The 25,495-nt window shown below is 72.4% G+C and carries 23 protein-coding genes; 7 read left to right on the top strand and 16 right to left on the bottom strand.

Annotated features, from left to right (window positions below):
- The first annotated feature begins 26 nt into the window (after positions 1–26).
- Positions 27–1,244, top strand: a complete 1,218-nt coding sequence (locus OO60_RS27130; protein WP_051767782.1) for an IS701 family transposase — start codon at positions 27–29, stop codon at positions 1,242–1,244.
- 5 nt (positions 1,245–1,249) lie between these two features.
- Positions 1,250–2,779, top strand: a complete 1,530-nt coding sequence (locus OO60_RS27125; protein WP_162186954.1) for an ATP-binding protein — start codon at positions 1,250–1,252, stop codon at positions 2,777–2,779.
- Here OO60_RS27125 and OO60_RS27120 read toward each other — a convergent pair.
- The 5 genes from OO60_RS27120 to OO60_RS27100 form a co-directional block, all read right to left on the bottom strand.
- Positions 2,769–3,584, bottom strand: a complete 816-nt coding sequence (locus tag OO60_RS27120) for a carbohydrate ABC transporter permease (protein WP_033262411.1) — start codon at positions 3,582–3,584, stop codon at positions 2,769–2,771. The genes OO60_RS27125 and OO60_RS27120 overlap by 11 nt on opposite strands.
- Positions 3,585–3,616: 32 nt before the next feature.
- Entirely contained in the window at positions 3,617–4,528 is a 912-nt protein-coding gene (locus tag OO60_RS27115; protein WP_240490722.1) for a carbohydrate ABC transporter permease, read from the bottom strand.
- 40 nt (positions 4,529–4,568) lie between these two features.
- A complete protein-coding gene (locus OO60_RS27110; RefSeq protein WP_033262357.1) occupies positions 4,569–5,921 on the bottom strand; it encodes an ABC transporter substrate-binding protein in 1,353 nt (450 codons plus the stop codon).
- Between the two features lie 441 nt (positions 5,922–6,362).
- Complete coding sequence (locus OO60_RS27105) at positions 6,363–7,355, bottom strand: LacI family DNA-binding transcriptional regulator (protein ID WP_033262356.1); 993 nt, start codon at positions 7,353–7,355, stop codon at positions 6,363–6,365.
- A 32-nt stretch (positions 7,356–7,387) separates the two neighbouring features.
- Positions 7,388–8,044: a TetR/AcrR family transcriptional regulator gene (locus tag OO60_RS27100; RefSeq protein ID WP_051767780.1), complete on the bottom strand. Its 657-nt coding sequence runs from the start codon at positions 8,042–8,044 to the stop codon at positions 7,388–7,390.
- Between the two features lie 72 nt (positions 8,045–8,116).
- Between OO60_RS27100 and OO60_RS27095 the strand changes: the two genes are divergently transcribed.
- Both OO60_RS27095 and OO60_RS27090 read left to right on the top strand, forming a co-directional pair.
- Entirely contained in the window at positions 8,117–8,485 is a 369-nt protein-coding gene (locus OO60_RS27095; protein WP_033262355.1) for a DUF1330 domain-containing protein, read from the top strand.
- On the top strand, positions 8,485–9,228 hold the full coding sequence (locus tag OO60_RS27090; protein ID WP_033262409.1) for an alpha/beta fold hydrolase: 744 nt from the start codon (positions 8,485–8,487) through the stop codon (positions 9,226–9,228). The genes OO60_RS27095 and OO60_RS27090 overlap by 1 nt, the downstream gene beginning before the upstream one ends.
- Positions 9,229–9,230: 2 nt before the next feature.
- Here the strand turns inward: OO60_RS27090 and OO60_RS27085 are convergent, their stop codons facing one another.
- The 8 genes from OO60_RS27085 to OO60_RS27050 form a co-directional block, all read right to left on the bottom strand.
- Positions 9,231–10,550, bottom strand: coding sequence for a cellulose binding domain-containing protein (locus tag OO60_RS27085; RefSeq protein ID WP_033262354.1), 1,320 nt, complete (start codon positions 10,548–10,550; stop codon positions 9,231–9,233).
- Positions 10,551–10,691: 141 nt separating this feature from the next.
- Positions 10,692–11,252 carry a maleylpyruvate isomerase family mycothiol-dependent enzyme gene (locus OO60_RS27080; protein ID WP_003073120.1) on the bottom strand — a complete coding sequence of 187 codons (561 nt, stop codon included), beginning with the start codon at positions 11,250–11,252 and terminating at the stop codon, positions 10,692–10,694.
- 1 nt (position 11,253) lies between these two features.
- Complete coding sequence (locus OO60_RS27075) at positions 11,254–11,742, bottom strand: SRPBCC family protein (protein WP_003073123.1); 489 nt, start codon at positions 11,740–11,742, stop codon at positions 11,254–11,256.
- Complete coding sequence (locus tag OO60_RS27070) at positions 11,739–12,098, bottom strand: ArsR/SmtB family transcription factor (RefSeq protein ID WP_003073126.1); 360 nt, start codon at positions 12,096–12,098, stop codon at positions 11,739–11,741. Before OO60_RS27070 ends, OO60_RS27075 begins: the two co-directional genes overlap by 4 nt.
- 169 nt (positions 12,099–12,267) lie before the next feature.
- Positions 12,268–16,128: a tetratricopeptide repeat protein gene (locus OO60_RS27065; protein ID WP_155848874.1), complete on the bottom strand. Its 3,861-nt coding sequence runs from the start codon at positions 16,126–16,128 to the stop codon at positions 12,268–12,270.
- Positions 16,129–16,190: 62 nt separating this feature from the next.
- Positions 16,191–16,520, bottom strand: coding sequence for a helix-turn-helix domain-containing protein (locus tag OO60_RS27060; RefSeq protein ID WP_003073132.1), 330 nt, complete (start codon positions 16,518–16,520; stop codon positions 16,191–16,193).
- A 331-nt stretch (positions 16,521–16,851) separates the two neighbouring features.
- Positions 16,852–18,546 (bottom strand): alpha/beta fold hydrolase, encoded by a 1,695-nt coding sequence (locus tag OO60_RS27055; RefSeq protein WP_244885584.1) that lies wholly within the window; start codon positions 18,544–18,546, stop codon positions 16,852–16,854.
- Between the two features lie 124 nt (positions 18,547–18,670).
- Positions 18,671–19,180 carry a hypothetical protein gene (locus OO60_RS27050; protein WP_003057347.1) on the bottom strand — a complete coding sequence of 170 codons (510 nt, stop codon included), beginning with the start codon at positions 19,178–19,180 and terminating at the stop codon, positions 18,671–18,673.
- A 125-nt stretch (positions 19,181–19,305) separates the two neighbouring features.
- On the opposite strand from OO60_RS27050, the gene OO60_RS27045 reads away from it, so the two are divergent.
- Positions 19,306–20,328 (top strand): LLM class flavin-dependent oxidoreductase, encoded by a 1,023-nt coding sequence (locus tag OO60_RS27045; protein ID WP_003057345.1) that lies wholly within the window; start codon positions 19,306–19,308, stop codon positions 20,326–20,328.
- Between the two features lie 35 nt (positions 20,329–20,363).
- On the opposite strand, the gene OO60_RS27040 is transcribed toward OO60_RS27045, so the two are convergent.
- The 3 genes from OO60_RS27040 to OO60_RS27030 all read right to left on the bottom strand — a co-directional run bounded on the left by OO60_RS27040 (position 20,364) and on the right by OO60_RS27030 (position 23,996).
- Positions 20,364–21,131, bottom strand: a complete 768-nt coding sequence (locus OO60_RS27040) for a polysaccharide lyase family 7 protein (protein ID WP_003057342.1) — start codon at positions 21,129–21,131, stop codon at positions 20,364–20,366.
- Between the two features lie 142 nt (positions 21,132–21,273).
- Positions 21,274–23,547, bottom strand: coding sequence for a catalase/peroxidase HPI (gene katG, locus OO60_RS27035; protein ID WP_003057340.1), 2,274 nt, complete (start codon positions 23,545–23,547; stop codon positions 21,274–21,276).
- A complete protein-coding gene (locus OO60_RS27030; RefSeq protein ID WP_003057338.1) occupies positions 23,544–23,996 on the bottom strand; it encodes a Fur family transcriptional regulator in 453 nt (150 codons plus the stop codon). Before OO60_RS27030 ends, katG begins: the two co-directional genes overlap by 4 nt.
- A 107-nt stretch (positions 23,997–24,103) precedes the next feature.
- Between OO60_RS27030 and OO60_RS27025 the strand changes: the two genes are divergently transcribed.
- Both OO60_RS27025 and OO60_RS27020 read left to right on the top strand, forming a co-directional pair.
- Positions 24,104–24,901, top strand: coding sequence for a thymidylate synthase (locus OO60_RS27025; RefSeq protein WP_003057336.1), 798 nt, complete (start codon positions 24,104–24,106; stop codon positions 24,899–24,901).
- Entirely contained in the window at positions 24,898–25,356 is a 459-nt protein-coding gene (locus OO60_RS27020) for a dihydrofolate reductase (protein ID WP_003057335.1), read from the top strand. Before OO60_RS27025 ends, OO60_RS27020 begins: the two co-directional genes overlap by 4 nt.
- Positions 25,357–25,495 lie beyond the last annotated feature (139 nt).

The raw sequence follows: 25,495 nt of genomic DNA, 5'->3' as shown, positions 1-25,495 counted from the left end.
CGAGAAGCAAACCGTTTGGGGGAACCATGACCACTGCCCGCATCGAGCGCTTCGTCCCGGTCGCACCCGCCGATCCGGTGGACCTGTCCGCCTTCTGCCAGGAGCTGTTCGCCTCCTTCGCCCGCTCCGACCAGCGACGCTGGGGCGAGGTGTACGTCCGCGGGCTGTACTCGCTACCCGGCCGCAAGACGATCCGCCGGATCTCCGACCACGTCGTCGGCTGGCGCGCCGACCAGTCGCTGCAGCAGTTCGTCAACCAGAGCCCGTGGCACTGGGCACCGGTCCGCGCCGCGCTGGCGCGCGCGGTCGCCGGCACGCTGCGGCCGCGGGCGCTGGTGATCACCGAAGCGGTGTTCCCGAAGAACGGCGCCAGCTCGGTCGGCGTGGCCAAGCAGTTCGCCCCGAGCTGCCAGCGGGTGCTCAACTGCCAGCTGGGTCTCGCCGTGTTCCTCGCCTGCGACGAAGGCAGCGTGCCGGTCGACTGGCGGCTGCAGCTACCGAGGGAGTGGGACGAGGACAGCGGCCGCCGGACGCGCTCGCGGGTGCCGCCGGGCGAGCGGCACCGGCCGCGCTGGGCGCACGTCATGGAGATGCTGGACGAGATGCTCGACGGCTGGGACCTGCCCGCGCTGCCGGTGCTCGTCGACGCCCGGCACGAGCGGCACGTCGAGGCGTTGCTGCGCGGGCTGGAGCGCCGCGGCCTGCGTTACGTCGTGCAGGTTTCGGAGGACACCCCGGTGGCGGGCGCGGTGCCCGCGGCGGCGCTGGGCGCGCCGCAGCCCGGGACCGCGGGCGAGCTGGTGCGCCAGGCCCGCCGGCTCGGCCGGATGACGATGAACTGGCGGGAGACCGCGCACGGGCAGGCGAGCATTTCGCAGTTCGTGCTGGCCCCGCTGGCCGTCACCGGCCGCACCCCGCCCGCGCCGGCCCGGCTGCACCGCGGCACCCGGCAGCTGCTGGCCGAGCGGGTGTCCGGCCGGGCGCAGCCGGACCTGATCCACCTGACCAACATCACCCAGGCCCGGATGCCGGACCTGGTGCACCTGGTGCGGAGGCACCGCGGCGTCGCCGAGGGGCTGGCCCGGCTGCACGACGAATCGGGCCTGGCCGACTTCGAGGGCCGGTCCTTCCGCGGCTGGCACCACCACGTGACGCTGGCGTCGGTGGCGCACGCCTACCGCGTCCTGCAGGAGAACGCCGGCGTCCCGGAGACCGGCGACGCGTGGATCCGGCCGTACGCATGACGCCGGTGACGGGAGTACGGCTGCGCGGCATCGAGCTGTTCGCCGGCCTCGACGACGAGCGCCGGGATTGGCTGGCGGCGGCCGGCACGCGGCAGGTCCTGCGGGACGGCGAAAAGCTGTTCGACGACGGCCAGCCCGCGGAGCACTTCTACGTGCTGCTGAGCGGGGAACTGTTGCTGAGCAAGCAGATCGACGGCCGCGAGCAGATCGTCGGACGGCATTTCGCCGACCCCGCCGCGGCACCCCACGCCGCGGACAAGCCCACGGCGGCGCACCAGTACACGGGCGAGCTCCCGCTGCTGGCGGGCGGCGGTTACGTGGCGGCGGCGACGGCGGTCGGCCCGGTGGAACTGCTCGCCTACGACCGGGACACGTTCCTGCGGATGCTGGAGCGCTGCCCGGAGATCTGCCGGGTCCTGCTGCCGGTGCTGGTCTGGCGGATCCGCTCGTACGAGGCCCAGGCAGGCCGGCGCACGATGATGGAGGGACTGGGAACGCTCGCCGCGGGCCTGGCCCACGAGCTCAACAACCCGGTGGCGGCGGTGGTCCGCGCAGCGGCGGAGTTCGACCGCACGGCAACGGAGCTGGCCGACGCGGCGACGGCTTGGGGAGCCATGGCCTCGGCCGATGAGCGGGCCGCGCTGGACCGGTTGACGAGTCCGGGTCCGGCCGCTGCGGGGGCCGCGGTCCTGACCGGTGGCCGGGCCGCGTCCGACCGGCCACCAGCACCGGCCGCTGAGCGGCCGGACCGGCTGGCGGGTCCCGCGGCCCCCGTGGCCACCACGGCCGCGAACCCGGAACCGGACCCCCTGGCCGCCGCGGAAGCCGTCGATGCGGTGTCCGACTGGCTCACCGGCGCCGGCGTCCCCGGCGCCGCCGGCCTCGCCCCCGCCCTCTCCGCGGTCACCACCGCCGCGCTGGACGGCCTGGCCGCGGCCCTCCGGCCGGCCGTGCTCGCCGTCGGTGTCCGGGTGCTCGCCGGGCGCCTGTCCGTCCGGGCGCTCGCCGCCGATGCGCAGGCCGCCGGCCGGGCGATCAGCGCGCTGGTCGCTTCGGCCGCCGCCTACTCCGATCTCGGCCGCGCCCCGGACCGCGAGGTCGACATCGGCGAAGGACTCGAAGCGACGCTGCGAGTCCTGGCCCCGACGCTCACCGGCCTCACCATCGTCCGCGACTACGCCCCCCTGCCGCGGGTCACCGCGCACCTCGGGGAGCTCAACCAGGTCTGGACCCACCTGGTCCGCAACGCCGCGGAGGCCATGGGCGGCCGCGGGGAGCTGCGGCTGACCACCCGCCGGGAGGGCCCCTGCGCGGTCGTCGAGGTGCGCGACAGCGGCCCGGGCATCCCACCGGACCTGCTGCCGCGGCTGTTTCAGCCGTTCTTCACCACCAAGGACATCGGCCACGGCACCGGCCTCGGCCTGCACCTGTGCCACGAGATCGTCGCGATCCGCCACAACGGCTCGATCGAGGCGGTGTCGGCGCCCGGCGACACGCGGTTCGTCGTCCGGCTGCCGGGCGTGGTCAGTCCTTGACCGCCCCGGCGGCCAGCCCGGTGCGCCAGAACCGTTGCAGTGCCAGGAAAGCCAGGATCAGCGGGATGATCGACAGCAGCGAACCGGTCACCACGACGGCCTTCAGGTCGGGGTCGCGGGTGATCTGGGTGTTGAGCGTGTAGAGGCCGAGCGTCACCGGGTACAGCCGGTCGCCGGTCAGCATCACCAGGGGGAGCAGGAAGTTGTTCCAGATCGCGACGAACTGGAACAGGAAGATCGTGACCAGCGCCGGGGCCATCAGGCGCAGGCTCACCGCGTAGAACATGCGCACGTCGCCCGCGCCGTCGATGCGGCCGGCTTCGAGCAGCTCGTCGGGGACCGACGCCGCCGCGTAGACGCGGGCCAGGTAGACCCCGAACGGGCTGATCATGCTGGGCAGCAGCACCGACCACACCGTGTTCGTCAGTCCCGCCCCGGCGAGCATCAGGAACAGCGGGACGGCGAGCGCGGTCGGCGGCACCAGCACCCCGGCGAGGACGGCCGAGAACGTGAACGACCGCCCGCGGAAGCGGAACTTCGCGAGGGCGTACCCGGCCATCGCCGACAGCAGCGTGGCCGCCGCGGCCCCGACCACCGAGTACAGCGCGCTGTTGGCCAGCCAGCGCAGGTAGAGGCCGTCCCCGAACGTCACGGTGTCGTGCAGGTTCTGCCCGAGGTGGTTGCCGGAGAACCACAGCCCGAACGTCGTCGAAAGGTCGGACGCGGACTTCGTGGCCGAGATCGCCAGCCACACCACCGGCAGCAGGAAGTAGACGGCGGCCACGAACATCGCCGTGGTGACCACGACGGACGAAGCCCGGGTGCTCGGCTGGGTGGTCACAGGGCGGCCCTCGCACGGGTGATCCGGAAGAACAGCCACGACAGCAGCGCGATGAGCAGCGTGACGAGCACGCTCATCGCGGCGCCGAGGCCGTAGTTCTGGGCGGAAATCTGGGCGTAGGCGGCCATCGACGGCGTGTAGGACGACGACACCGCGCTCGAAACCCCGGCCATCACCTGGGGTTCGGTGAACAGCTGGAAGGTGCCGATGATGGAGAACACCCCGGTCAGCACCAGCGAAGGCGCGATCACCGGCACCTTGATCCGCCAGGCGATCGCCCAGCCGGACGCGCCGTCGAGCCGAGCCGCTTCGTACAGCTGGGGCGGGATCGCCTGCAGCGACGAGTAGAGGATCAGCATGTTGTACCCGGTGAACGTCCAGGTGACGATGTTCGCGATCGAGTACAGGATCACGTTGCCGGACAACAGGTCCGGGTGGATCCCGGCCGGGTCGAGCAGCTGGTTGACCGGCGAGAGGTTCGGGGCGTAGAAGAAGCCCCACATCACCGCGGCGATCACGCCGGGCACCGCGTACGGCAGGAAGAAGGCGAGCCGGAAGAACCGCCGCAGCCGCACGACCGCCGAGTCCAGCGCGAGCGCCAGCAGCAGCGCCAGGCCGAGCATGACCGGGATCTGGACGACGCCGAACAGCAGCACCCGCCCGATCGAGCCGGTGAACCCGGCGTCGCCGAGCGCGGCGGTGTAGTTGCCGAGCCCGGCGAACACCTCGACGGGACGGCCGTAGGTCGAGGTCCGGGTGACGGCGGTGAAGCTCTTCACCACGGCCACGACGATCGGGGCCACGTAGAACACCGCGAACCCGAGCAGGAACGGGGCGAGCAGCAGCCAGGCGGCGCGGGTGCTCGTCCCCGCCCGCCGCCGGCGTGCCACCCGGGGGCGGGCGGGCACGCCGGCGGCGGTTCGAGACGCTGCGACAACCATCGTCGCCCTACTTCGCCACGGGGATGGACTGGCGTTGCAGGTCGGTGATCGTCGCCGCGCCGGCCTCGGAAAGGGCTTTGCCGAGCGTGCCGTTCCCGGCGAGCGCGGCGCCGAACCCGTCACGGACGTGGGCGTAGGTCTGTTCCATCGACGGTCCCCAGGTGAAGTCCTGGCTGACCCCCTTGCCCGCCTCGCGGAACACCGCGTCGACGTCCTGGCCGCCGAAGAACTGCGTGTTTTCGGGCGACGCCTTCGCGTTCGCCTGCGCGTCGACGGTGGCGGGGTAGATGCCGCCCTGGGCGGTGAGAACGGCCAGGGCCTTCGGGTCGCTGTTGAGCCACAGCGCGAACTGCGCGGCTTCGGCCGGGTGCTTGGTGCCGGCGAACACCGCCGTCGTCGAGCCGCCCCAGTTGCCCGAGCGCTGTTCGCCCTTGGTCCACTGCGGCAGCGGCGCCACGGCCCACTTCCCGGCGGTCGACGGCGCGGCCTTCGCGATCGTGCCGACGCCCCACACGGCCCCGGTCCAGGTCGCGATCTGCCCGGAGTCCAGCGCCTTGTTCCACGATTCCGAGAAGCCCTGGTAGTTCGACACGAGCCCCTGCGACAGCAGGTTCTGCCAGTAGTCCGCGACCTTGGCCGACGCCGGGTCGGTCAGGTTCACCTTCCACTGCTGACCGTCCTGGGCGAACCAGTGCCCGCCCGCCTGCCACACGAGGCCGGCGAACCAGTTGACGTCCTTCTGCGGGAAGTGCGTGATCGTCAGGCCGGGGTCCGCGGCGTGCAGGGTCTTGGCGGCCTGCGCGTACTCGTCCCACGTCGTCGGCACCGGCACGTGGTACTTCTCGAACAGGTCCTTGCGGTAGAACAGGCCCATCGGGCCGGTGTCCTGCGGCACGGCGAACACACCGTCGCCGCCGACCGAGGCCTGCGCCCACGTCCAGTCGACGAACTTCGGCTTGGCCTCCGCGACACCGGGGCAGCCGGAGATGTCCCGCAGCCCCTGCTGCACGCGGAAACCGGGCAGCGAGTCGAACTCGACCTGCCCGAGGTCCGGCGCCTGGCCGGCCTTCAGAGCGGTGAACATCTTGTTGTAGGTGCCCTGGTTGCCCTGCGGGGTCTGTTCGACGGTGACGTGGATGTCGGGGTGCCCCTGGTTCCAGAGGGCGACGGCCTGGTCGATGCCGGGCAGCCAGGACCAGAAGGACAGCTCGACCTTGCCCCCGGAGGGCGCACAGGCCGCGGCGGCGGGGGCGGCGGAGTCAGCGCTGCCGCAGGCGGCGGCGGTCAGGGCGAGCCCGGCCGCGGCCAGTGCGGCGCCGAGCCGGCGGAGCCGTGTCGTCGGGGGAGAGGTACGCGCCATTGCGTTCGGTCCTTTCGGGGTGGCGGCGGAGCCGGCCGAGGTCCGGGAATGGGGTGATCCGGGCTTCGGGGAGCGGGAGGGGAGGCGGGAGGAGACGGGGGGGCCGAAGTGGACGGTGGTCTTGGTGGCGGGCGGTCGCGGGGTTCTGGTGCCCGCCGCGGGCAGGAGCGGGGCCCGGGCGCCAACCGCGGCCCGGGTGGCACGTAGCAGCGGCGCCCCGGCACACACCGCAGCAGCGAGCCTCACCCAGTCCTGCGCAACCGGCCCGGACCCGCGACAACAGGCGGGGCCCGACCGGTCCCGGATCGCCTGCGTGCATGCCGTTGTCTCCGTCTCCACCGATTGTCGGGAACGTTCCCGGGAATGTTCCCGGCTCTGGTTCCCGGGGAGTATGCGCACCTCAGGGGGACGCCGTCAAGGGCGGGTTCGCCGGGACCGGCGTCAGGCGGTGGCGCGGGTGATCAACGAAACCGGCAGCGAAATCCGGTCGGCCGTGTCCGCCAGCAGGGCCCGGACCAGGGCCTGCCCGTGGTCGTACTTGTCGATCCGGACCGTGCTCAGCGGCGGGTTCAGGTACGCCGACATCTCCAGGTCGTCGAAGCCCACCACGGCGCAGTCGGCCGGGACGGTGGCGCCGCGGGCGAGCACCGCCTGGACCGCGCCGATGCCCATCAGGTCGTTGAACGCGAAGATGCCGTTGACCTCGGGCCAGTCGTCGAGCAGCCGCGAGGCCGCCTCGGTGCCGCCCGCGATGCTCGGCGGTCCCTGGATGATGCGGGCCGAGACGTCGCCGAAGCCGTGGGCGGCGCAGGCGGCGAGGAAGGCCAGCCGCCGCTCGTCCACCGCGACCCCGACCGAACTGTCCAGCATGCCGAGGCACGCGTCCGGGCGCCGGGCGAGCAGGTCGACGGCGGCCGCGGTGCCGGCCGCGAAGTCGTTGCTCACCGAGGCGGCCACTTCGGTCGACAGCTCCCGGTCGGCGACGACCAGCGGTACCGAGCGCGCGTAGCCCGCGAGGACGTCTTCCGGTGTTCCGTAGAAGAAGCCGACGACGCCGCGCGCGGAGCGGGCCAGTGCGTCCTCGATGGCGTCGCGTTCGCGGCCCGGGTCGGCGTCGGTGTTGTACAGCACGACACTGCACCCGGCGGCCTCCGCCGCGTCGTACACCCCGCGCGCCACCGCGGGGTAGAACGGGTTCGCGATGTCGGACACGACCAGCGCGATGACGTCCGAACGCTGGGTGCGCATGCCCTTCGCCAGCGCGCTCGGCCGGTAACCCAGCCTGCTCGCGGCGGCCAGCACGCGGTCGCGGGTTTCGGGGGCGATCTCCGGCAGGTCGCGCAGCGCGCGCGAAACGGTCTGCCGGCCGACCCCGGCCGCCCTGGCCACGTCTTCGATCGTCACGCGCTTGATCCGCGGCAGCCGCCCGGTCACCCGCCACCTCCCTCCGCGGTCCGACGAAGAGCCTAAGGGGTCGCCGGTGTCCCGGCGGCGGAAGCCCGTCCGCGCGGCGCGCTTTCCGCCGGCGGCCGGAGGGCCCGGCGCCACTGGTCGGGGACGCTCCGGCGCAGCCTCTCGGTGTCGACGCTCGCCGGATCGAGCAGCCGTTGCAGGGCGATCCCGCGCAGCTGCCCCACGACGGCGGTCGCGACTTCGGCCGGGCTGACGCTCCCGTCGACCGTTCCGTCCGCGATGCCGGCCTCGACGTCTTCGCGCAGGTCGGCGCGGAAGGCCGCGTCCCGCTCGCGGAAGATCGGCGCCAGGTCCGGCTGGGTGGCCGCTTCCGCCCACAGCAGCAGGAAAGCCCGGTTGAACACCCCGAGCCGGCCGAGTTCGCCGAGGTAGCCCTCGATCAGCCGCAGCAGGCGCCCGAGCCCGGGCGGCACGTCTTCGAGCCCGGGCACGAACCCGGTCTGCGTGGCCCGCGCCAGCCGTTCGACCAGCGCCTGCTTCCCGCCGAAGTGGTGGGTGACGATGCCGCGGCTGTACCCCGCGCGTTCCCCGACGCGGGCGAGCGTCAGCGAACGCACGCCCTGCTCGACGACGAGTTCGGCGGCGGCGGTGAGGAGCGCGGTCTCGGCCTGGTCGCGGCGTTCCTGCTGGGTGCGGCGGGCGGTCGGCATGACACCAGCATAGCAAACTAACTTGCGTGTCGCTCAACAAGTATGTGTACTGTGACGGCCAAGGAGGTCCAAATGATCGAAATCGAAGACCGCGCCCTCGACACCCTGCTCGCCGAGGATCCAGGTGGCCCGGTCGTGATGCTCAACCTGCTGCGGTTCCGCCCGGACGGCGGCCGCGAGAGCTACCGGCGTTACGTCGAAGCCCTCAACCGCGGGCTCAACGCCCGCTACGGCCTGGCGGTCGAGTACCTCGGCCACGGCGGCCGCGCGCTCGTCGCGGAGGACGGCCAGGCGTGGGACATGGTGGCGCTCGTCCGCTACCCCGACCGGCAGGCGTTCGCGGCCATGGTCCGCGACCCCGAATACCAGGCGGTCGCCCACCTGCGCACCGAAGCGCTGCAGGAATCGGTCCTGCAGCCGACCACGCCGGCGGGGGCGTGATGCCCGCGGTGTTCGTCCACGGCAACCCCGAGACGGCGGCGGTGTGGGACCTGCTGCTGACCGAACTCCCGCGGTCCGATGTGGTCTGCCTTTCGCCGCCCGGCTTCGGCGCGCCGCTGCCCGCGGGGTTCGAGGCGACCCACGCCGGCTACCGCGACTGGCTCGTCGCGGAGCTGGCGGAGTTCGGCGAACCGGTGGACCTGGTGGGGCACGACCTCGGCGGCGGGCACGTCGTCAACGTCGTCCTGAGCCACCCGGAGCTGGTCCGCAGCTGGGTCAGCGACGCGCTCGGGATCTACGACCCCGGCTACGAGTGGCACGAGCTCGCCCGCCGCTGGCAGACGCCGGGTGCCGGCGAGGCCGACGTCGCGGCGCGGTTCGGCGGCACGGCCGCAGAACGCGCGGCGGTGCTGGTGGAGCGGGGGATGGGCGAGGCCGTCGCGGCCCGCGTCGCGGCGGGGCAGGACGAAGCGATGGGCCGCGCGGTGCTCAGCCTGTACCGGTCCGCCGCCGAGGACGGCCCCGGCCTTGGCCTGCCGCTGGAACGGGCGGCGGCCCGGCCGGGGCTGGCCGTCCTCGCGACGGCCGACCACGTCGTCGGCACCGGGGAGCAGCGCCGCCGGTCCGCCGCCCGCGCGGGCGCGCAGGTCGCCGTGCTCGAAGGACTGGGCCACTGGTGGATGACCCACGACCCGGCCCGCGCCGCGGCGGCGCTGACCGGGTTCTGGGCGACCGTCCACTGAGGTCAGCGGGCGGCGCAGGCCAAGCCGGACACCGGCTGGGCGCTGCCGGTCACCACGGCGCCCCAGGTCGTCGTCGCGCCGGCGGCCAGCGTCCCGTTGTAGGACTGGTTGGCCGCCTGCACGGCCCGGCCGGTCTGGGTCAGCGCGGCGTTCCAGGAGTTGGTCACCTGCTGCGTGTCCGCGAACGAGAACGACGTGGTCCAGCCCGAAACCGGGGCGGAGCCGGTGTTCCGCACGGTGAACTGCAGCTGGTACCCGCCGTTCCAGGTGGACGTGACCGCGGCGGTCGCCGTGCACGACACCCCGGCCGGGGTGGTCGTCGTCGTGGTCGGCGCCGTCGGCGTAGTGGGCGTGGTCGTGTTCGTCGGGGTGCCGGTGCCCGTCGTGTAGCTGATGGCGGTGTAGGCGGGCCCGCACCCCGACAGGCACTGGTCCGGCAACGTGAAGCGGTAGACGCGGCCGTCGTTGACGAGCGCGTCGCTCGCGTCGCGGACCCGGATCGCGTACGCGGTGCCCGCGGTGGCGGTCGGGCCGATGAGGAACGCCTGGCCCAGATCGCTGTCCGGCTGCGCCTGCTGCCAGGTGCCGTCCGCGCCGAGGAACTCCACGCCGTGGACGCCGTTGGGCAGGTGCGACACGGCGATGGCCGTCCAATACCGTTGCGCCCCTTGGAGGAAGCCGAGTTTCAGGTCACCCGTGTAGTTCGGCGCGGCCACGTAGGACCAGGAGACGTGCCGGTTGTTCCAGTGCGCGGGGTTCATGTCCCCGACCGGGGCGCCGTTCTTGATGAACCGGTTCAGCGACGCCGTCGACAGGTCGAGGTGGCCGGGATCGTCGCGGCACCAGGCGTTCGCGTCGCCGCAGCTGTCGGCCACGACCATGGTCAGCTGCGCGCCCGCGTAGCCGTCGGTCACCCAGGACCCGTTGCGGCAGAACGGTTGTCCCGGCGCGCCGTCGTTGACGCCGGTGCAGTAGTCGCCGATGGTGACCTGGACGAACCGCCCGCAGTTGCGGCCGTTGTCCCACAGGCCGATCTTGGCGGCCTGCGCCGGCGGGATCGGCCGCGGGTAGAAGCTGTAGTCGCCGGGGGTGTTGTAGACGTTGAGGGCCACGAAGTCCGGCGAGTCGAGCTGCTCCTGGGGCAGGCCGCAGCCGCCGTAGGGCGCGCCGAGCGCGTCGAAGTGGGTGGCGTTGCCGGTCACCGGGGTCGACGGCGCGGCGCCCGACGGCCACGGCCACAGCACGGAAACCCCCAGGACCAGCAGGGCGACCGCGGCGAGCACGGCCGGGCGCGCGGCGCCCCGGCGGGCGGCGGATCCCATGGACTCTCCTTCCGCTTGCGTGCCGGGGCAGGCGGAAGCGACCCCGGCGGCGTTTCTGGAAGCGCTCCCAGAGTCCTCCGGGGACCGGCCGTTGTCAATCTTCGGCGGCGGCACGCGCCCGGGGCGCGTGCCGCCGTCCGCTCAGGGCCGCCAGGCCGGGTCGCGGCCGAGGAAGCCGATCAGCCGGTCCTGCGCCGAGGCGTCGCCGCCGACCGGCACCGCCGGGCCGAACTGGCCGCTGCCGCGCAGCAGCTCCTCCATCGGCTGCATCCCGGCCAAGGTGGCGGCGCAGCGCTCCTCGCCGAGGTCGGGCTCGCGGCCGAGCGCCTTCGCGAGATCCCAGGTGTGCATCCAGATGTCGTTGGTGTAGAACTGGTCGATCGCCTCGTCCACCGGCCGGTCGCCGGTGTGCGGGTTGCTGAGCACGCGCCCGGCGGGCTGCTCCACGATGGCCTGGATGTCGGCCACGTGCTGCTTCCAGGCGCCGGCCGGGTCGGCTTCGACCGCCAGCGCCGGGAGTTCGATCCCCGCTCCGCCGAGGAAGGCTCGCGGCCATTCGACCAGGTGCTTGACGACGTCGAGCGCCGTCCACCCCGCGACCGGGCTGGGCCGCGTCCAGTCGGCGGCCGAAGCCGATTCCGTCAGCTCGGTGAACCGGGCGGCGTCGTGCGCGTGCCGCTGCGCGGGTCCGGTGGGTGTCATGTCACGCCTCCTTGGCGAGCAGTTCGTCGAGCTTGGCGTAGCCCTCGGTGAGGCCGGTGTTCATGCCGCTCGCCAGCATGCCGTCCCGGGTTTCGAAGTCCTGCACCACACTCAGCACCTGCAGCCGGGTGCGGCCACCCTCGAGTTCTTCGAAGGCAAAGGTTTCCAGGGCGACGCCGTCGGGCTCGCCGTCGTAGGTGAACGTCCACACGATCCGCTCGTTCGGCCGCACGTCGTGGAAACTGCCGTGGAAGGCGGCGATCTCCTCGCCGTCCCGGTCGTTGGCGAACGCCCACGCGCCGCCGGTCTGCGCGTCCCAGCGCGTGATCCGCGTGGTGACCGAGTACGGCCCGATCCACTGCGCGTAGAGCTCGGGGTCGACGTGGGCGCGGAACACGAGCTCGGGAGCCGCGTCGAACTCCCGGACGATCCGGATCGTCGGGACCCGCCCGTCGGCCTGGATCTCGGTTTCGTGTTTCACCGTGGTCATGATGCGTCCTCGCGGGCTGGGGCGGCGTCGCCGGTCATCCGGTCCAGCAGGGTGTCGAGCCGCCGGTAGCGCTCCTCGACCTGCCGCCGGTACCGGTCGATCCACTTCGTCATCAGGTCGAACACCTCGGCGTCGAGGTGGACCGGCCGGCGCTGGGCGTCCTTGCTGCGCGTCACCAGCCCGGCCTCCTCGAGCACCTTCACGTGCTTGGAGACCGCCTGGAGGCTCATGTCGTACGGCTCCGCCAGCTCGCCGACGGTCGCGTCCGCGCCGGCCAGCCGGGCCACCAGGTCCCGCCGGGTCGGATCGGCCAGGGCCGCGAACACCCGGTTGAGCCGTTCGGTCCCTTCGTCCACCTGTCTTCTCAACTCCTCGGTTGAGCAGGAACGTAGCGGGCGACCCGGCCGTTGTCAACCGACTGGTTGAGAAGGGGGGGCGGGGGTGCGGTCCGGCACCCCCGCCCGTGCCTCAGAAGCTGTCCGGAGTGCTGATGCGGCTCCGGACCAGTGCACCGGACGCGCTGGATCAGCCCAGCCGCGGCAGTTCGCCGCGCGGGCCGGTACCCAGCGGGGACCACACCGGGGAACTGTCGGAGCTGGTCCCGACCAGCCGCCCGGGGCCGATGCTCACCTCGCCGGTCGGCCCGGACGCCACCTGGTTCAGGCTGGTGGACAGGTCGGCTTCGACGCCGCCGGGCAGCTTCAGCCGGACCAGGAACGGGAGCACGAAGCCCAGCGCCACCAGGCCGACGAGGATCGGCGTCAGGGTGCCGATCACCACCGTGGTCACCTTGTCGGTGAGGAAGAAGCCCAGCCACAGCGTGATCAGCAGGCCGCCGGCCACCGCGATCATCATCGCGCTGCCCGCCAGGCTGTTGCGGGTGATCGCGAGGCTCTGCTCGGCGAGCGTCATCACCCGGCGCGCCTCGATGTGCTCGGGATCGTGGTGCAGGCAGCGCCGGAAGTGGTGCAGGGCGCGGCGGCGGTAGTACGGCCGCGCCTGCGCTTCCGGCCCGCTTTCCCCGGCCTTGTAGGCCGCGACGCCGGCGACGTAGTGCGGGTCGGCCTCGCCGGCGGCCAGCTCGATCGCCTGCCGCGCGGTGCTGAGCGCTTCGAGGTGCAGGTCGCGGCGCTGGGTTTCGTCGCCGCGGCCGATGAGCAGCCGGGCGAGCGCGACGAGCAGCTGCCACCGCGGCTGGTCGCAGTCCTTGCGCCGCAGGGCGTCCCGCAGCACGCGCTCCGCGGCCGGCAGGTCGCCGGGGGACTTGGTCAGGGCCAGCGACAGCCCGATGGCCGCGGCGCCGCGGGTCGGCTCGATCACCAGGGCCTGCCGGAAGTGCCGGGCCGCGCGCCGCGCGTCGGCCGGGTCGCCGGGGCCGTCGAAGTCGCGCTGGAGGTGGAGGGCGCCGAGTTCGATGTGGGCCTGGCTGTCGTACCAGTTGCGTTCGAGGGCCTTGAGGAACAGCGCTTCGGCTTCTTCGAAGCGGGCCATCTGGGCGAAGAGGGCACCCAGGTCGACGTAGCTCCCGCCGTAGGGATCGATCTCGATGGACCGGCGGAGGTGGTACTCCGCTTGCGGCAGGTTGCCTTGGCGCGCGTAGAGGACACCCAGGCACGTGTGCGCGAGGTGCCGGCGCGGCGACTCGGCGAGCGTGGTGAGGCACAGGCGTTCCGCCTCGTCCTCGCCGTTCGGTTCCCCTTCGTGCACCAGTGTCCACGCGAGGCCGACCGCCGCGTCGAGGGACTCGGGGTTCTCGGCGATGGCGGCCCGGAACCGGAGCGCGGCCTGCTCGAAGTCGCCGGCGCTGAAGGCGACCCAGCCGAGGCCGTGGAGGGCGTCGGCCCGGCTGCGCGTCCCGACGGCCAGGCCGAGCGCGCGTTCGAACGCCTCGCCGGCCCGGGTGAGCTCGCCGCGGTCGCGGAGGACCCAGCCCCATTCGATGACCACGGTGGTGGCGACGTCCGGCTTCGCCAGTTTCGGCGCGAGCAGCCGTTCGGCTTCCCCGAACCGCCCGAGGGAGCGCAGCGCGGCCGACTTGGCGGCCAGCGCCCAGACGGACCGCGGCGACCGGGCGAGGCCCCGGTCGAACCAGGTGAGCGCTTCTTCGTGCCGGTTCTGCGCGTCGCGGAGTTCACCCATCTCCAGGACGAGAGATGCGTTGCCGGGCCACAGTTCCAGCGCGGCGGTGAGGGCGGCGTCGGCGTCGTCGTGCCGCCCGGCCAGCCGCAGGGCGTTGGCGTGGTTCAGCCGGACGCCGGCGTGCCGGGGATCGAGTTCGATGGCCCTCTCGTAGACGGCGATCCCCTCCTCCCGCCGCTCCAGCTGGGCGTAGGTCCAGGCGAGCTCGATGTGCAGCTCGACGTAGTTCGGGCGCCGGGCCAGCTCTTCGAGCAGGATCCGCTCGGCCTCGTCGAACCGGCCCAGCCGCCGCAGGCACAGCAGCTTCCCGCGCAGGCTCGCGCGGTCGGTGGGGTTCAGGGCGAGGCAGGCTTCGTAGGCCGCCAGCGCCTGCTCGTCGTCGTCCAGTTCGGCGTGGATGTCGCCGAGCACCCGCCGGAACCGGAGGTCACGGGGAAAGCGTTCCGCGCCCTCCGTGGCGATGGTGATCGCTTCGGCGTGTTCCCGCGTGTCGCGCAGCAGGCCGACGCGGTTCATCAGGACGTCCGGGCGATCCGGCAGCTGCCACAGGATTTCCCGGGCCTGGCCGTGGTTTTCCGCGCTGCGGAGGTACCAGGTCAGTTCGAGCGACAGCACCACCCGGCCGGGCTGCTCCGCGCAGGCGGTGCGCAGCGATTCGGCTGCCTTGCCCGGCCCGCCGATCGTGTCCTGGACCGACGCGGCCCAGCTGCGGAGCTGGTAGGTGCGCGGGTTGGCCGCCACCGCCAGCCGCGCGGCCTGTTCCGCCTCGGCGTGGCGATCCCGCTTCACCAGCAGCCGGATCCGGCCGATCCACGCCCGGACGTGCCGCGGCCAGCGGTCGTTCATCTCCGTGTAGAGGTCCACGGCCGCGGCGAGGTCACCCCGGTCTTCGAGCACCAGCGCCCGCTGTTCGACCAGGTCGGCCGACTCGGGGAGCTTCGCGCACGCCTCCGCCAGCAGCCGCTCGGCTTCGTCGTGGCGGTAGAGCCAGCGCAGCGCCTTGGTGACGTCCACGACGTAGCCGGCCGCGAAGGGCAGCAGGTCGCTCGCCCGGCGGAACCACTCCAGTGCCGTTTCGTCGTGGTCCTGGTCGGCGTGGACCCAGCCGAGGTCGTTGTGCAGCTCCGCGTCCCCGGGGCGCCGCTCGAGCGCCGACCGCGCCACGGATTCCGCCTCGGCGAACCGGTGCGACCACCGCAGGAAGGTGACGAGGCAGGTGAGCGCGGACCCGTCCGCCGGATCGAGGGCGACGGCCTGTTCGGCCACGGTGACGGCGGTTTCGAGCTCGTCGAGGTCGTGGTACCGCCACGCTTGCGCGACCAGCAGGTCGATGCTGTCCGGGGTGGCCGCCAGGGCCGTGCGCAGCACCTCGAGGGCCTCGGCTTCCCGGTCGAGGTTGCTCAGGACGGTGGCCCGCCAGCGGTGGTACAGCGCGCGGTGGGGATCGAGTTCCGCGGCGCGCTCGAACTTCGCCAGCGCCCCGGCGAAGTCCTGGAGCTCGTTGAGCGCGACACCCCAGGGGAGGAGGAGCCGGGCGGCCCCGGGCAGCTGCCGGGCGGCGCGTTCGGCGAGCGTGCACACTTCGTCCTGGCGCCAGGCGTCGTTCAGCGTCCCGAGTTTCCGGTAGTGCGCTTCGACGTACTCGGGCTCGAGCTCCAGGGCCCGGTCGAACTTCTCGACCGCGGCGGTGAAGCGGCCGGCTTCGGCCAGCGCCTCGCCCCAGGCGACGTACAGCTCGGCCGCGTCCGGGTGAATCTCCACAGCCTTCCGCGCGGCCGCGGCCGCTTCGTCGGGCCGGTGCATCGTGCCCAGCGTCCGGACGCGGACTTCCAGGGCTTCGAGGTGACCGGGGTCGCCCGCGAGCACGGTTTCGAGCTCGTCGAGCAGGTACTGCTCTTCGTCGGTCTCGTCCTCGGCCACCCGGGCCCTGGCGATCCGGACCAGGTGCGCGCCGGGGTTCCGCGCGAGGACGGCGTCCGCGGCAGCCCGGGCTTCGGCGTACTGGCGTTGCCTGCTCAGCCCCGCCACCCGCCACGCCTGCGCGAATTCGTCGTCCGGAGCCAGCTCGACGGCCCGCGCGAAGTGCTGGGACGCGACGTCGGCGCGTCCCCGCTCGAACGCGATCCGCCCCAGTTCGACGTGCGCGTCGGCGCCGTCCAGCAGCTTCTCGGCGGCTTGTTCGGCTTCGGCGTACCGGCACGCCCGGCGCAACCGGGTGACGTGGGTTCGGGGATCCTGCGCGTTCACCGGCGTAGTGGACTACACGGGGTGAGGTGGCCGCTTCGGCCGAACGGTGGACAGGCGGGCGGTCAGCTCTCGGCTTCGCCCTGCAGGGAGCGGTTGAGGAGACGCGCTTCGTGGAGCTGGTCTTCGAGGGTGACGATCCGGCAGGCGGCGTCGACGGCCGTGCCCTGGTCGACGAGTTCCCGCACCCGCGCGGCCAGGCGCAGCTGGTGGCGCGAGTACCGGCGGTGCCCGCCGGCCGACCGCTGCGGCGTGATCAGGCCGGCTTCGTCGAGGCTGCGCAGGAAGCCCTGGGTCGTGCCCAGCATGTCCGCGGCCCGGCCCATGGTGTAGCCGGGGTAGTGTTCGTCGTCGAACTTGCCGGGCGTCGCCGGTCTTTCCCGGTCGGGGAGCATGCCACCTCCACATCGGAAAGGACCCCGGGTGCCGTGGGTGGCACCCGGGGTCCTCGAGGGTTGGGTATCACTACTGCGGGCCGGCGCGACCGCCGACCTCCTGCACCCGCGCCGACCGGCGCGGGGATCGCTCATCCGTGACCGAGCACCACCTCCGAACTCGATGGGACTGCGGCACCCGCGCGGCAGCCGGCCGCAGCGGGCGATCCAGTGACGTTCCCGTGCCCTTCCTTCCCGTCTGGTCTCTCTCGGTTCGGCCAGAACATTACCTCCGGCGGAAGGGGAATGTCTACCCTCGCCACAGGAGATTTTCGCCCCGGGGGCGGACGGGTCAGCGGTCGCGGTTGATCGTGCTGATGTCGTCCTGAAGCCGTTCCCGCGCGGTCGACAGGGCGTCACGCGCGGCGGGCACCGGCGGTTCGGCCGAGCGGCCCGCCGGGCCCGGCACCGGGAAGACCTGGTGCTCGCCGGGCAGCGGGACACCGGGGCAGATGGTGGCCGCCGGGCGGGGGCCGCCGAGGAAGAAGCCGTTCACCAGATCGTCCACACAGGAATTGCCGCTGACGGCGTACTGGCCGTGGAAGGGCGATTCCGCCACCGAGACCATCGGGATCCCGGCCGCCCGCGCCGCCGCCTCCGCCTGCTCGTACCCGGTCTGCGGATCGAACTCGCCCTGCACGACCAGGATGTTCTTCGCCGCGCGCGCCGAAAGCTTCGGCAGCTCATGGCGGGGCGGGTCGGACCAGAAGCCGCACGCCTCGCTCAGGCCGTACGCCCAGCCGAACAGCGGGTAGGCCGGCCCCTGCAGGTCGCTGAGCAGCTTGTACCAGCTCGACGTCCGCGTCGGCTGGTCGCCACACGCCACGGCCAGCCGCGTCCCCGGGACGTCGGCGTAGTCGGGCTCGGGCGGGTCGGCCGCGATGTCGGCGGCGGTCAGCCGGTCCGCCGGACGGCCGAACACCGCCCGGGCGGCCCGGTCGAGGTCGCTGCGCAGCGCGGCGGGCGGCGGGGCGGCCGTGCCGTCCATGGCCGCCGCGCCCTTCGTGAGGACCAGGGCGCCGGTCATCCACTGCCGGGTGCTGCCGTTGCCGACGAAGACCGAGTCGAAGACGTCCGGCGGCACCCCCTTGGTCTTGAAGAAGGTGCGCAGCCGCTCCCACTTGGCCCGGACCTCGGCGGCGGTCTTGCCGAGCTGGTCCGGGAACCGCCGCGCCAGCCACGGTGCGTAGACGCCGTCGAACTGGCGCTGGTCGATCTTCGGGAACGCCTCGAACGCGGCCTGCAGCCTGCCCTCGAAGTTCACGCTGGAGTCGAGGACCATCCGCCCGGCGCGGTCCGGGAACAGCGACGCGTACTTCGCCCCGAGCCAGGTGCCGTAGGAGAAGCCGAGGTAGTTCAGCTTCTCGTCGCCCAGCAGCGAGCGGATCAGGTCCATGTCGTGCGCGGTCTGCCAGGTGGTGATGAACGGCGCGAGCGCGTCGCTCTGGCACGCCTCGGCCAGCACGCGCGGCGTCCGCTGGTGCAGCGTGATGCTGGCCGCCGAGCGGTCGCGGGCGTCGAGGTCGTCGTCGTCCGCGGGCAGCCGGCCCAGCGGCACGCGGCAGACGTACCCCTTGTCTTCGCCGCCCTCCTGGCCGGTTCCGCGGGGGTCCATGCCGATGACGTCGTAGTGCTCGTTCACCGCCGGTTCCAGGCTCGCCAGCGCGCCGGCCAGCGACGTGCCCTGGCCGCCGGGGCCGCCGGGGTTCACCAGGAGCGCGCCCTGCCGGGTCCCGGTGGCCGCCGCGCGGCTGATCGAGACCTTCAGGTCGGTGCCGGCGGACGGCGCCGCCCAGTCCCGCGGGACGGTGATCCGCGCGCACTGCGCGGCCCGGGCGTGGGCGCCCTGCTTGAAGGGACAGGCGCCCCAGGCGACCTCCTGCCCCCGGTAGGGCGCGAGCGGGTCGGGCGTGGTCGCGGCGGCGGGCGCCGTGGCCGCCACCAGGACCGAGACCGCCACCGCCAGCCCAGCTCGGGACGTTCGCACCGCAGTTTTCCTTCCTCGCGCACCGGCCGGGCAAGATCCAATCACGGCGGGCGGGGGAGCGGCAGCACGAAAACCGCGGCTCGCCGGGGGGATTCCTTCGATCCGGTGAACGCCGCGGGGCAGGTCAGGTGCGGTACGGGCCGTGGTTGCCGAGATCGGGGCTGACCCGCGGCTGGGCGCCCTCCTGCCCGGGCACCGGGGTGACGGTGGCGCGCCACGCCGGGTCCGTCACCGCCGGCTCGACGACCACCTCGCCGGCCGGCCGGACGTGGGACTCCGTCGCCACCCGCTCCTCCTGGAAGTGCTCTTCGACGATCCGGTCCTGGCGGCGGCGGGAGAGCACGGCCAGCGTGAGCACGTGGGCCACGGCCATCAGCAGCAGGAAGACGCCGAGCCTGCCGACCAGCGCGGCCGTCGAGCCGGACCACTGCGGGCCGACCACCGAGAGCAGGGCGAGCACACCGAAGGAGACGAGGTGGAAGACGGTCACCACCATCCACGCCATCGACCCTGTCCCCTCGCCGCCGTCGGGCCCGCTGAGGTAGCGGCGGCCGCCGCGGTAGAGGACCTGGCCGTCGGCCACCACGAAAACCAGGCCGATGATCAGGAAGCCGGTGAGGTCGTTGTCGGGCATGCGTCTCCTCCTCGTTTCCGGCGGGGTACCCGGCCCGGCCGGGCCTGGACACCGGTTCACCGGAACGAGCGACGACGGCGGTCACACCCGGGAATCATTCGCGGCTCCCGGACGTCTGAGGGGGCGTGAAGAAGATTGGTTTCCTGTCGTTCGGCCACTGGTCGCCGGGCGCGCACTCCGAGACCAGGTCGGCCGCCGACTTCCTGCACCAGTCGATCGACCTGGCGGTGGCCGCCGAGGAGCTCGGCGTGGACGGCGCCTACTTCCGCGTGCACCACTTCGCGCGGCAGGCGGCCAGCCCGTTCCCGCTGCTGGCGGCGATCGGCGCGCGGACGTCGAAGATCGAGCTCGGCACCGGCGTGATCGACATGCGCTACGAGAACCCGCTGTACATGATCGAGGACGCGGGCGCCGCGGACCTCATCTCGGGCGGCCGGCTCCAGCTCGGCATCAGCCGGGGATCCCCCGAGCAGGTGGTCGACGGCTGGCGGTACTTCGGGTACGCCCCCGGCGAGGGCGAGACGGACGCCGACATGGCCCGCCAGCACACCGAGGTGTTCCTCAAGCTCCTGGAGGGCGAGGGCTTCGCGCAGCCGAACCCGCGGCCGATGTTCGCCAACCCGCCCGGCCTGCTGCGGCTCGAACCGCACTCCGAGGGCCTGCGCGACCGCATCTGGTGGGGCTCCGGTTCGAACGCGACGAGCGTCTGGGCCGCGAAGCTGGGCATGAACCTGCAGAGCTCGACGCTCAAGGACGACGAGACGGGCGAGCCGCTGCACGTCCAGCAGCGCAAGCAGATCGAGGCCTACCGCGAGGCGTGGACCGAAGCCGGGCACGAGCGGGAGCCGCGGGTTTCGGTCAGCCGCAGCATCTTCGCGCTGACGAACGACACCGACCGCGCGTACTTCGGCCGCGACCGCCACTCCCGCGACCAGGTCGGCATGATCGACGAGAACACCCGGGCGATCTTCGGCCGCTCCTACGCCGGGGAACCCGACGAGCTCGTGGCGCAGCTCAAGGAGGACGAGGCGATCCAGGCCGCGGACACGCTGCTGCTGACGATCCCGAACCAGCTCGGCGTCGACTACAACGCGCACGTGCTGGAGAACATCCTGAAGCACGTGGCCCCGGAGCTGGGCTGGCGCTGACGAGCGGCGGCCCGGTGGCGGCCGGGCCGCTCGCCTCAGCTGTGCGTGACCTTCAGGCCGTAGAAGGCGACGCGCGCGCCCTTCGTCGTGCTGTCCGAAGAGGACTGGTTGTACGAGCCGGCCTTGAAGTACTGCTTGTACGCCTTGAACGACGACGGGATGCCGTAGTGCGTGGTGGTCCCGTTGACCGTGAGGTCGATGGTGTTGCCACCGGAGATGCCGATCGTGTAGGTCCACGTCTTGCCGATCGACACGTGCCCGACGGTGTGCGGCGTCTGCCCGCCGTCGGGGGAGTCCTCCGTGCCGAGCACGATGTCGCCGCTCGCCCGGTAGTACAGCTCCAGCAGCGGTTTTGTCGACGAGCCGCCGGTCCCGAGGTGGACCTGGCCGACGCACACGTTCGACGTCACCGAGACCACGCGCAGGGTCGCGCTCAGCTTGTGCGACCCGCTCAGCGACCAGTTCGCCGCGGAGCCGTCTCGGTTCATTTCGCGCAGCTCCGACCGCGCGTAGTTCGAATTCGGCGTGGTGACGCCCTTCTCCGGCGCCCAGAAGGTCATCGCGCCGTCGCGGGTGTCGGTGTAGAAGTAGCTGTCCTGGAACCCGTTCGGCCCCTGCAGCCGGGACGAGGAGATGGTCGTCGGGCTGCCCGGCGAGCCGACCGGCTCCTGCAGCTGCCAGACCGCGAGGTCGAAGTTGCCGCCCGGGGCGACGGCCGGGTTGGCCGCCAATGCGGGGGAGGCGGTCGCCGCGGCCAGGGCCGGGACCGCCAGGAGGGCGAGCAAGGCGCGCACACGCATCATCGGGTGTCCTTTCGCGAATAAATGGTCTGGACAACCCGGCGGCGTGGAACTCACGGTAGGTCGGCGTGCACCCGATGTCAAGATCGCCGCCCACGCGAACGGGCCCGGCCGGAAGATCGGCCGGGCCCGTGCACGGACCGGATCAGGCGAGGTCGAAGCGGTCCAGCTCCATGACCTTCGTCCACGCGGCCACGAAGTCGGCCACGAACTTCTCGCGGGCGTCGTCGCTGGCGTAGACCTCGGCCAGCGCGCGAAGCTGCGAGTTCGACCCGAAGACCAGGTCGACCGCGGTGGCGGTCCACTTGACCTCGTCGGTCGTCACGTCGCGGATCTCGTAGACGTTCTCGGCTGCCTCCGACGCCTTCCACTTCGTGCCCGGCGCGAGCAGGTTGGCGAAGAAGTCGTTGGTGAGCACGCCCGGCTTGTCCGTGAGGACGCCGTGCGCGGCACCGCCGTGGTTGGTGCCGAGCGCGCGGAGGCCGCCGACCAGGACCGTCATCTCCGGCGCGGTCAGGTCGAGCATGTACGCGCGGTCGACCAGCAGCACCTCGGGCTGGCGCTTCTCGCCGGCCCGCAGGTAGTTGCGGAAGCCGTCGGCGCGCGGCTCGAGGACCTTGAACGAGTCGACGTCGGTCTGCTCCTGCGACGCGTCGGTGCGGCCCGGGTGGAACGGCACGGTCGTCTCGACGCCGGCGTCGCGCGCCGCCTTCTCGACGGCGGCCGAACCGGCCAGCACGATCAGGTCGGCCAGCGAGATCTGCGCGCCGCCGGCCTCGTTGAACTCGCGCTGGACGCCCTCGAGGATCTCCAGCACCTTGCCGAGCTGCTCGGGCTGGTTGACCTCCCAGTTGCGCTGCGGCTCCAGGCGGATCCGGGCGCCGTTCGCGCCACCGCGCTTGTCGGTGGAACGGAAGCTCGCGGCCGACGCCCACGCCGTCGAAACCAGCTCGGAGACCGACAGGCCCGACTCCAGCACCTTCGCCTTGAGGGCGGCGATGTCGGCGTCGCCGACGAGGTCGCCCTCGACGGCCGGGACCGGGTCCTGCCACAGCTGCGGCTCGGCGACCCAGGGGCCGAGGAAGCGGCTGACCGGGCCCATGTCGCGGTGCAGCAGCTTGTACCAGGCCTTGGCGAAGGCCAGCGCGAACTCGTCCGGGTTGTCCTTGAACCGCTGGGAGATCGGGCCGTAGACCGGGTCGAAGCGCAGCGACAGGTCCGTCGTCAGCATGGTCGGCTTGTGCTTCTTGTTCGGGTCGAACGGGTCCGGGATGATCTCCGGCGCGTCCTTGGCGACGTACTGCTTGCCGCCACCCGGGCTCGTGGTGAGCTCCCACTCGTAGCCGAACAGGATCTCGAAGAAGCGGTTGCTCCACTCGGTCGGCTTGTCGGTCCAGGTCACCTCGAGACCACTGGTGATCTGGTCCGGGCCCTTGCCGCTGCCGAGCGTGTTCAGCCAGCCGAGGCCCTGGGCCTCCAGCGGGGCGCCCTCCGGCTCCGGGCCCACGTGGTCGTCGGCCACGCCGGCGCCGTGGGTCTTGCCGAAGGTGTGGCCACCGGCGATGAGGGCGACGGTCTCCTCGTCGTTCATCGCCATCCGGGCGAAGGTCTCGCGGATGAAGTGCGCCGCGGCCTCGAAGTCCGCGCTGCCGCGGGGACCCTCGGGGTTGACGTAGATGAGGCCCATCTCGGTCGCGCCGAGCTCCGGGACCATCTCGGTGTCGCTGGCGTAGCGCTCGTCGCCCAGCCAGTCGTCCTCCGGGCCCCAGAAGATCTCTTCCGGCTCCCAGGTGTCGACGCGGCCGAAGCCGAAGCCGAAGGTCTTGAAGCCCATCGACTCCAGGGCCACGTTGCCGGCCAGGACGAGCAGGTCGGCCCAGGAGATCTTCTGGCCGTACTTCTGCTTGACCGGCCACAGCAGGCGGCGGGCCTTGTCGAGGTTGGCGTTGTCCGGCCAGCTGTTCAGCGGGGCGAAGCGCTGCCCGCCGTCACCCGCGCCGCCGCGGCCGTCGTAGATGCGGTAGGTGCCCGCCGCGTGCCAGCTCATCCGGATCATCAGGCCGCCGTAGTGGCCGAAGTCCGCCGGCCACCAGTCCTGCGAGGTGGTCAGGACGTCGGTGATGTCCCGCTTGAGGGCCTCGACGTCGAGCTTCGCGAACTCCTTGGCGTAGGCGAACTTCTCGCCGAGCGGGTTGCTCTTCGACGAGTGCGCGTGCAGCGGGGTGAGGTCGAGCTGGTTCGGCCACCAGTCCTGGAGGGTGCGCGGCCGGCCGCCCGTCTTGGGGGACGGCGAGTCGATCGCCGGGTTCTCGCTCTCGCTGCCGTGCGAAGTCACCGAGTCGTGCGCGACCGGGCAACCGGCCGCCGCCTTCTTGTCCACGCCCTGCGCGGAGGACGGGTTGTCCTGGGTGGAGCTCATTTACTTCCTTCCGGGAGCGGCGAATCATTTCGGGGACGGGCGGCCGCGCAGTCGGGGCAGGTGCCCCAGTAGACGACCTCCGCCTGGTCGATCACGAAACCGTGGTCGTCCGAAGCGGTGAGACAGGGGGTGTGGCCGACGGCGCAGTCGACGTCGGCTATCGCCCCGCACGAACGGCACACGACGTGGTGGTGGTTGTCACCCACCCGCGACTCGTAGCGGGCGTTCGCGCCGGCCGGCTGGATGCGCCGGATGAGCCCGGTTTCGGTGAGCGCCCGCAGCACGTCGTAGATCGTCTGGTGCGACACCGACGGTTGCTCGGCGCGCACCAGGTCGATCACCGTCTCGGTGTCGACGTGGGGATGGTCGCGCAGCGCGGCCAGCACGGCCAGCCGGGGTCGCGTGACCCGCAGCGAGACCGCCCGCAGCTGTGCTTCGAAGTCCGACATCGCCGCCGACCCTAGGACCTTTTCTGGAATGGGTCAAGTTATGACGCCCGTCCGTGTGGGCCATCCGGGGTTCACGCTGAGTCAGCGGCATGGCTAGAGTCCCGGGCATGCCGGACACGCAGTACGAAGACCTCCTCCGCCACGTCCTCGCCACGGGCGCCCGCAAGGGCGACCGTACCGGCACCGGCACGAGGTCGATCTTCGGGCACCAGCTGCGCTACCGCCTGTCCGAGGGTTTTCCCCTGATCACCACGAAGAAAGTCCACTTCCGCTCGATCGCCTACGAGCTGCTGTGGTTCCTGCGCGGCGACGCGAACGTCTCGTGGCTGCAGGAGCACGGCGTCACGATCTGGGACGAGTGGGCGGCGGCCGACGGCGACCTCGGCCCGGTCTACGGCGTCCAGTGGCGTTCGTGGCCGACCCCGGACGGCGGACACGTCGACCAGATCGCCGAGGTCCTGCGCACGCTGCGTGAAAATCCGGACTCGCGGCGGATCATCGTCTCGGCGTGGAACGTCGCCGACATCCCGCGCATGGCGCTGCCGCCGTGCCACGCGTTCTTCCAGTTCTACGTCGCCGACGGCAAGCTCTCCTGCCAGCTGTACCAGCGCAGCGCGGACCTGTTCCTCGGCGTGCCGTTCAACATCGCCAGCTATGCGCTGCTGACGCACATGATCGCCGCGCAGGTCGGGCTCGGCGTCGGCGACTTCGTCTGGACCGGCGGCGACTGCCACATCTACGACAACCACGAAGAGCAGGTCCGCACCCAGCTCGCCCGCGACGCGCGGCCGTTCCCCACGCTCGACCTGAAGCCGGCGGAGAGCCTGTTCGACTACACCTACGAGCACTTCGCGCTCGACGGCTACGACCCGCACCCGGGCATCAAGGCGCCGGTGGCGGTGTGATCGGGCTGGTCTGGGCCCAGTCGGCGAACGGCGTCATCGGCCGCGACGGCGAGCTGCCGTGGCACCTGCCGGAGGACCTCAAGCACTTTCGCGCGGTGACCGCGGGATCGGCGGTGCTGATGGGCCGCCGCACGTGGGAGTCGCTGCCGCCGCGGTTCCGGCCGCTGCCGGGACGGCGCAACCTGGTGCTGTCGTCGACCCCGCAGGAAGGGGCCGAAACCTTCGCGGACCTGGCTTCGGCGTTCGCGGGGGTGCCCGGCGACCTGTGGGTGATCGGCGGCGCGGCGGTGTACCGGGCGGCGCTGCCGTTCGCGGACCGGATCGTCGTCACCGAGCTGCGGGAGTCCTTCGAGGGCGACACGTACGCGCCTGAGGTGGGGCGTGCGCCGGAGTCGGCGGGGGAGTGGCTGGAGTCCTCGACCGGCCTGCACTACCGCTTCCTGACCTGGGGCTGACCCCCGCTCCGGGCGCCCACCGATGCCGCGAATGACTCATTCGGGACCTCCGGCGTCCCGAATGAGTCATTCGCGGCATCCGGCCGGCCGCCGCGGGCCGTTGCGCTTCCCGGGGTCGGCGCTATACGGTTGCCTTGAA

The organism is Amycolatopsis vancoresmycina (assembly GCF_000716785.1).
Classification (GTDB): Bacteria; Actinomycetota; Actinomycetes; order Mycobacteriales; family Pseudonocardiaceae; genus Amycolatopsis; species Amycolatopsis vancoresmycina.
The sequence above is the reverse complement of the archived record's forward strand: the minus strand, read 5'-3'. Positions and strand labels throughout refer to the sequence as shown.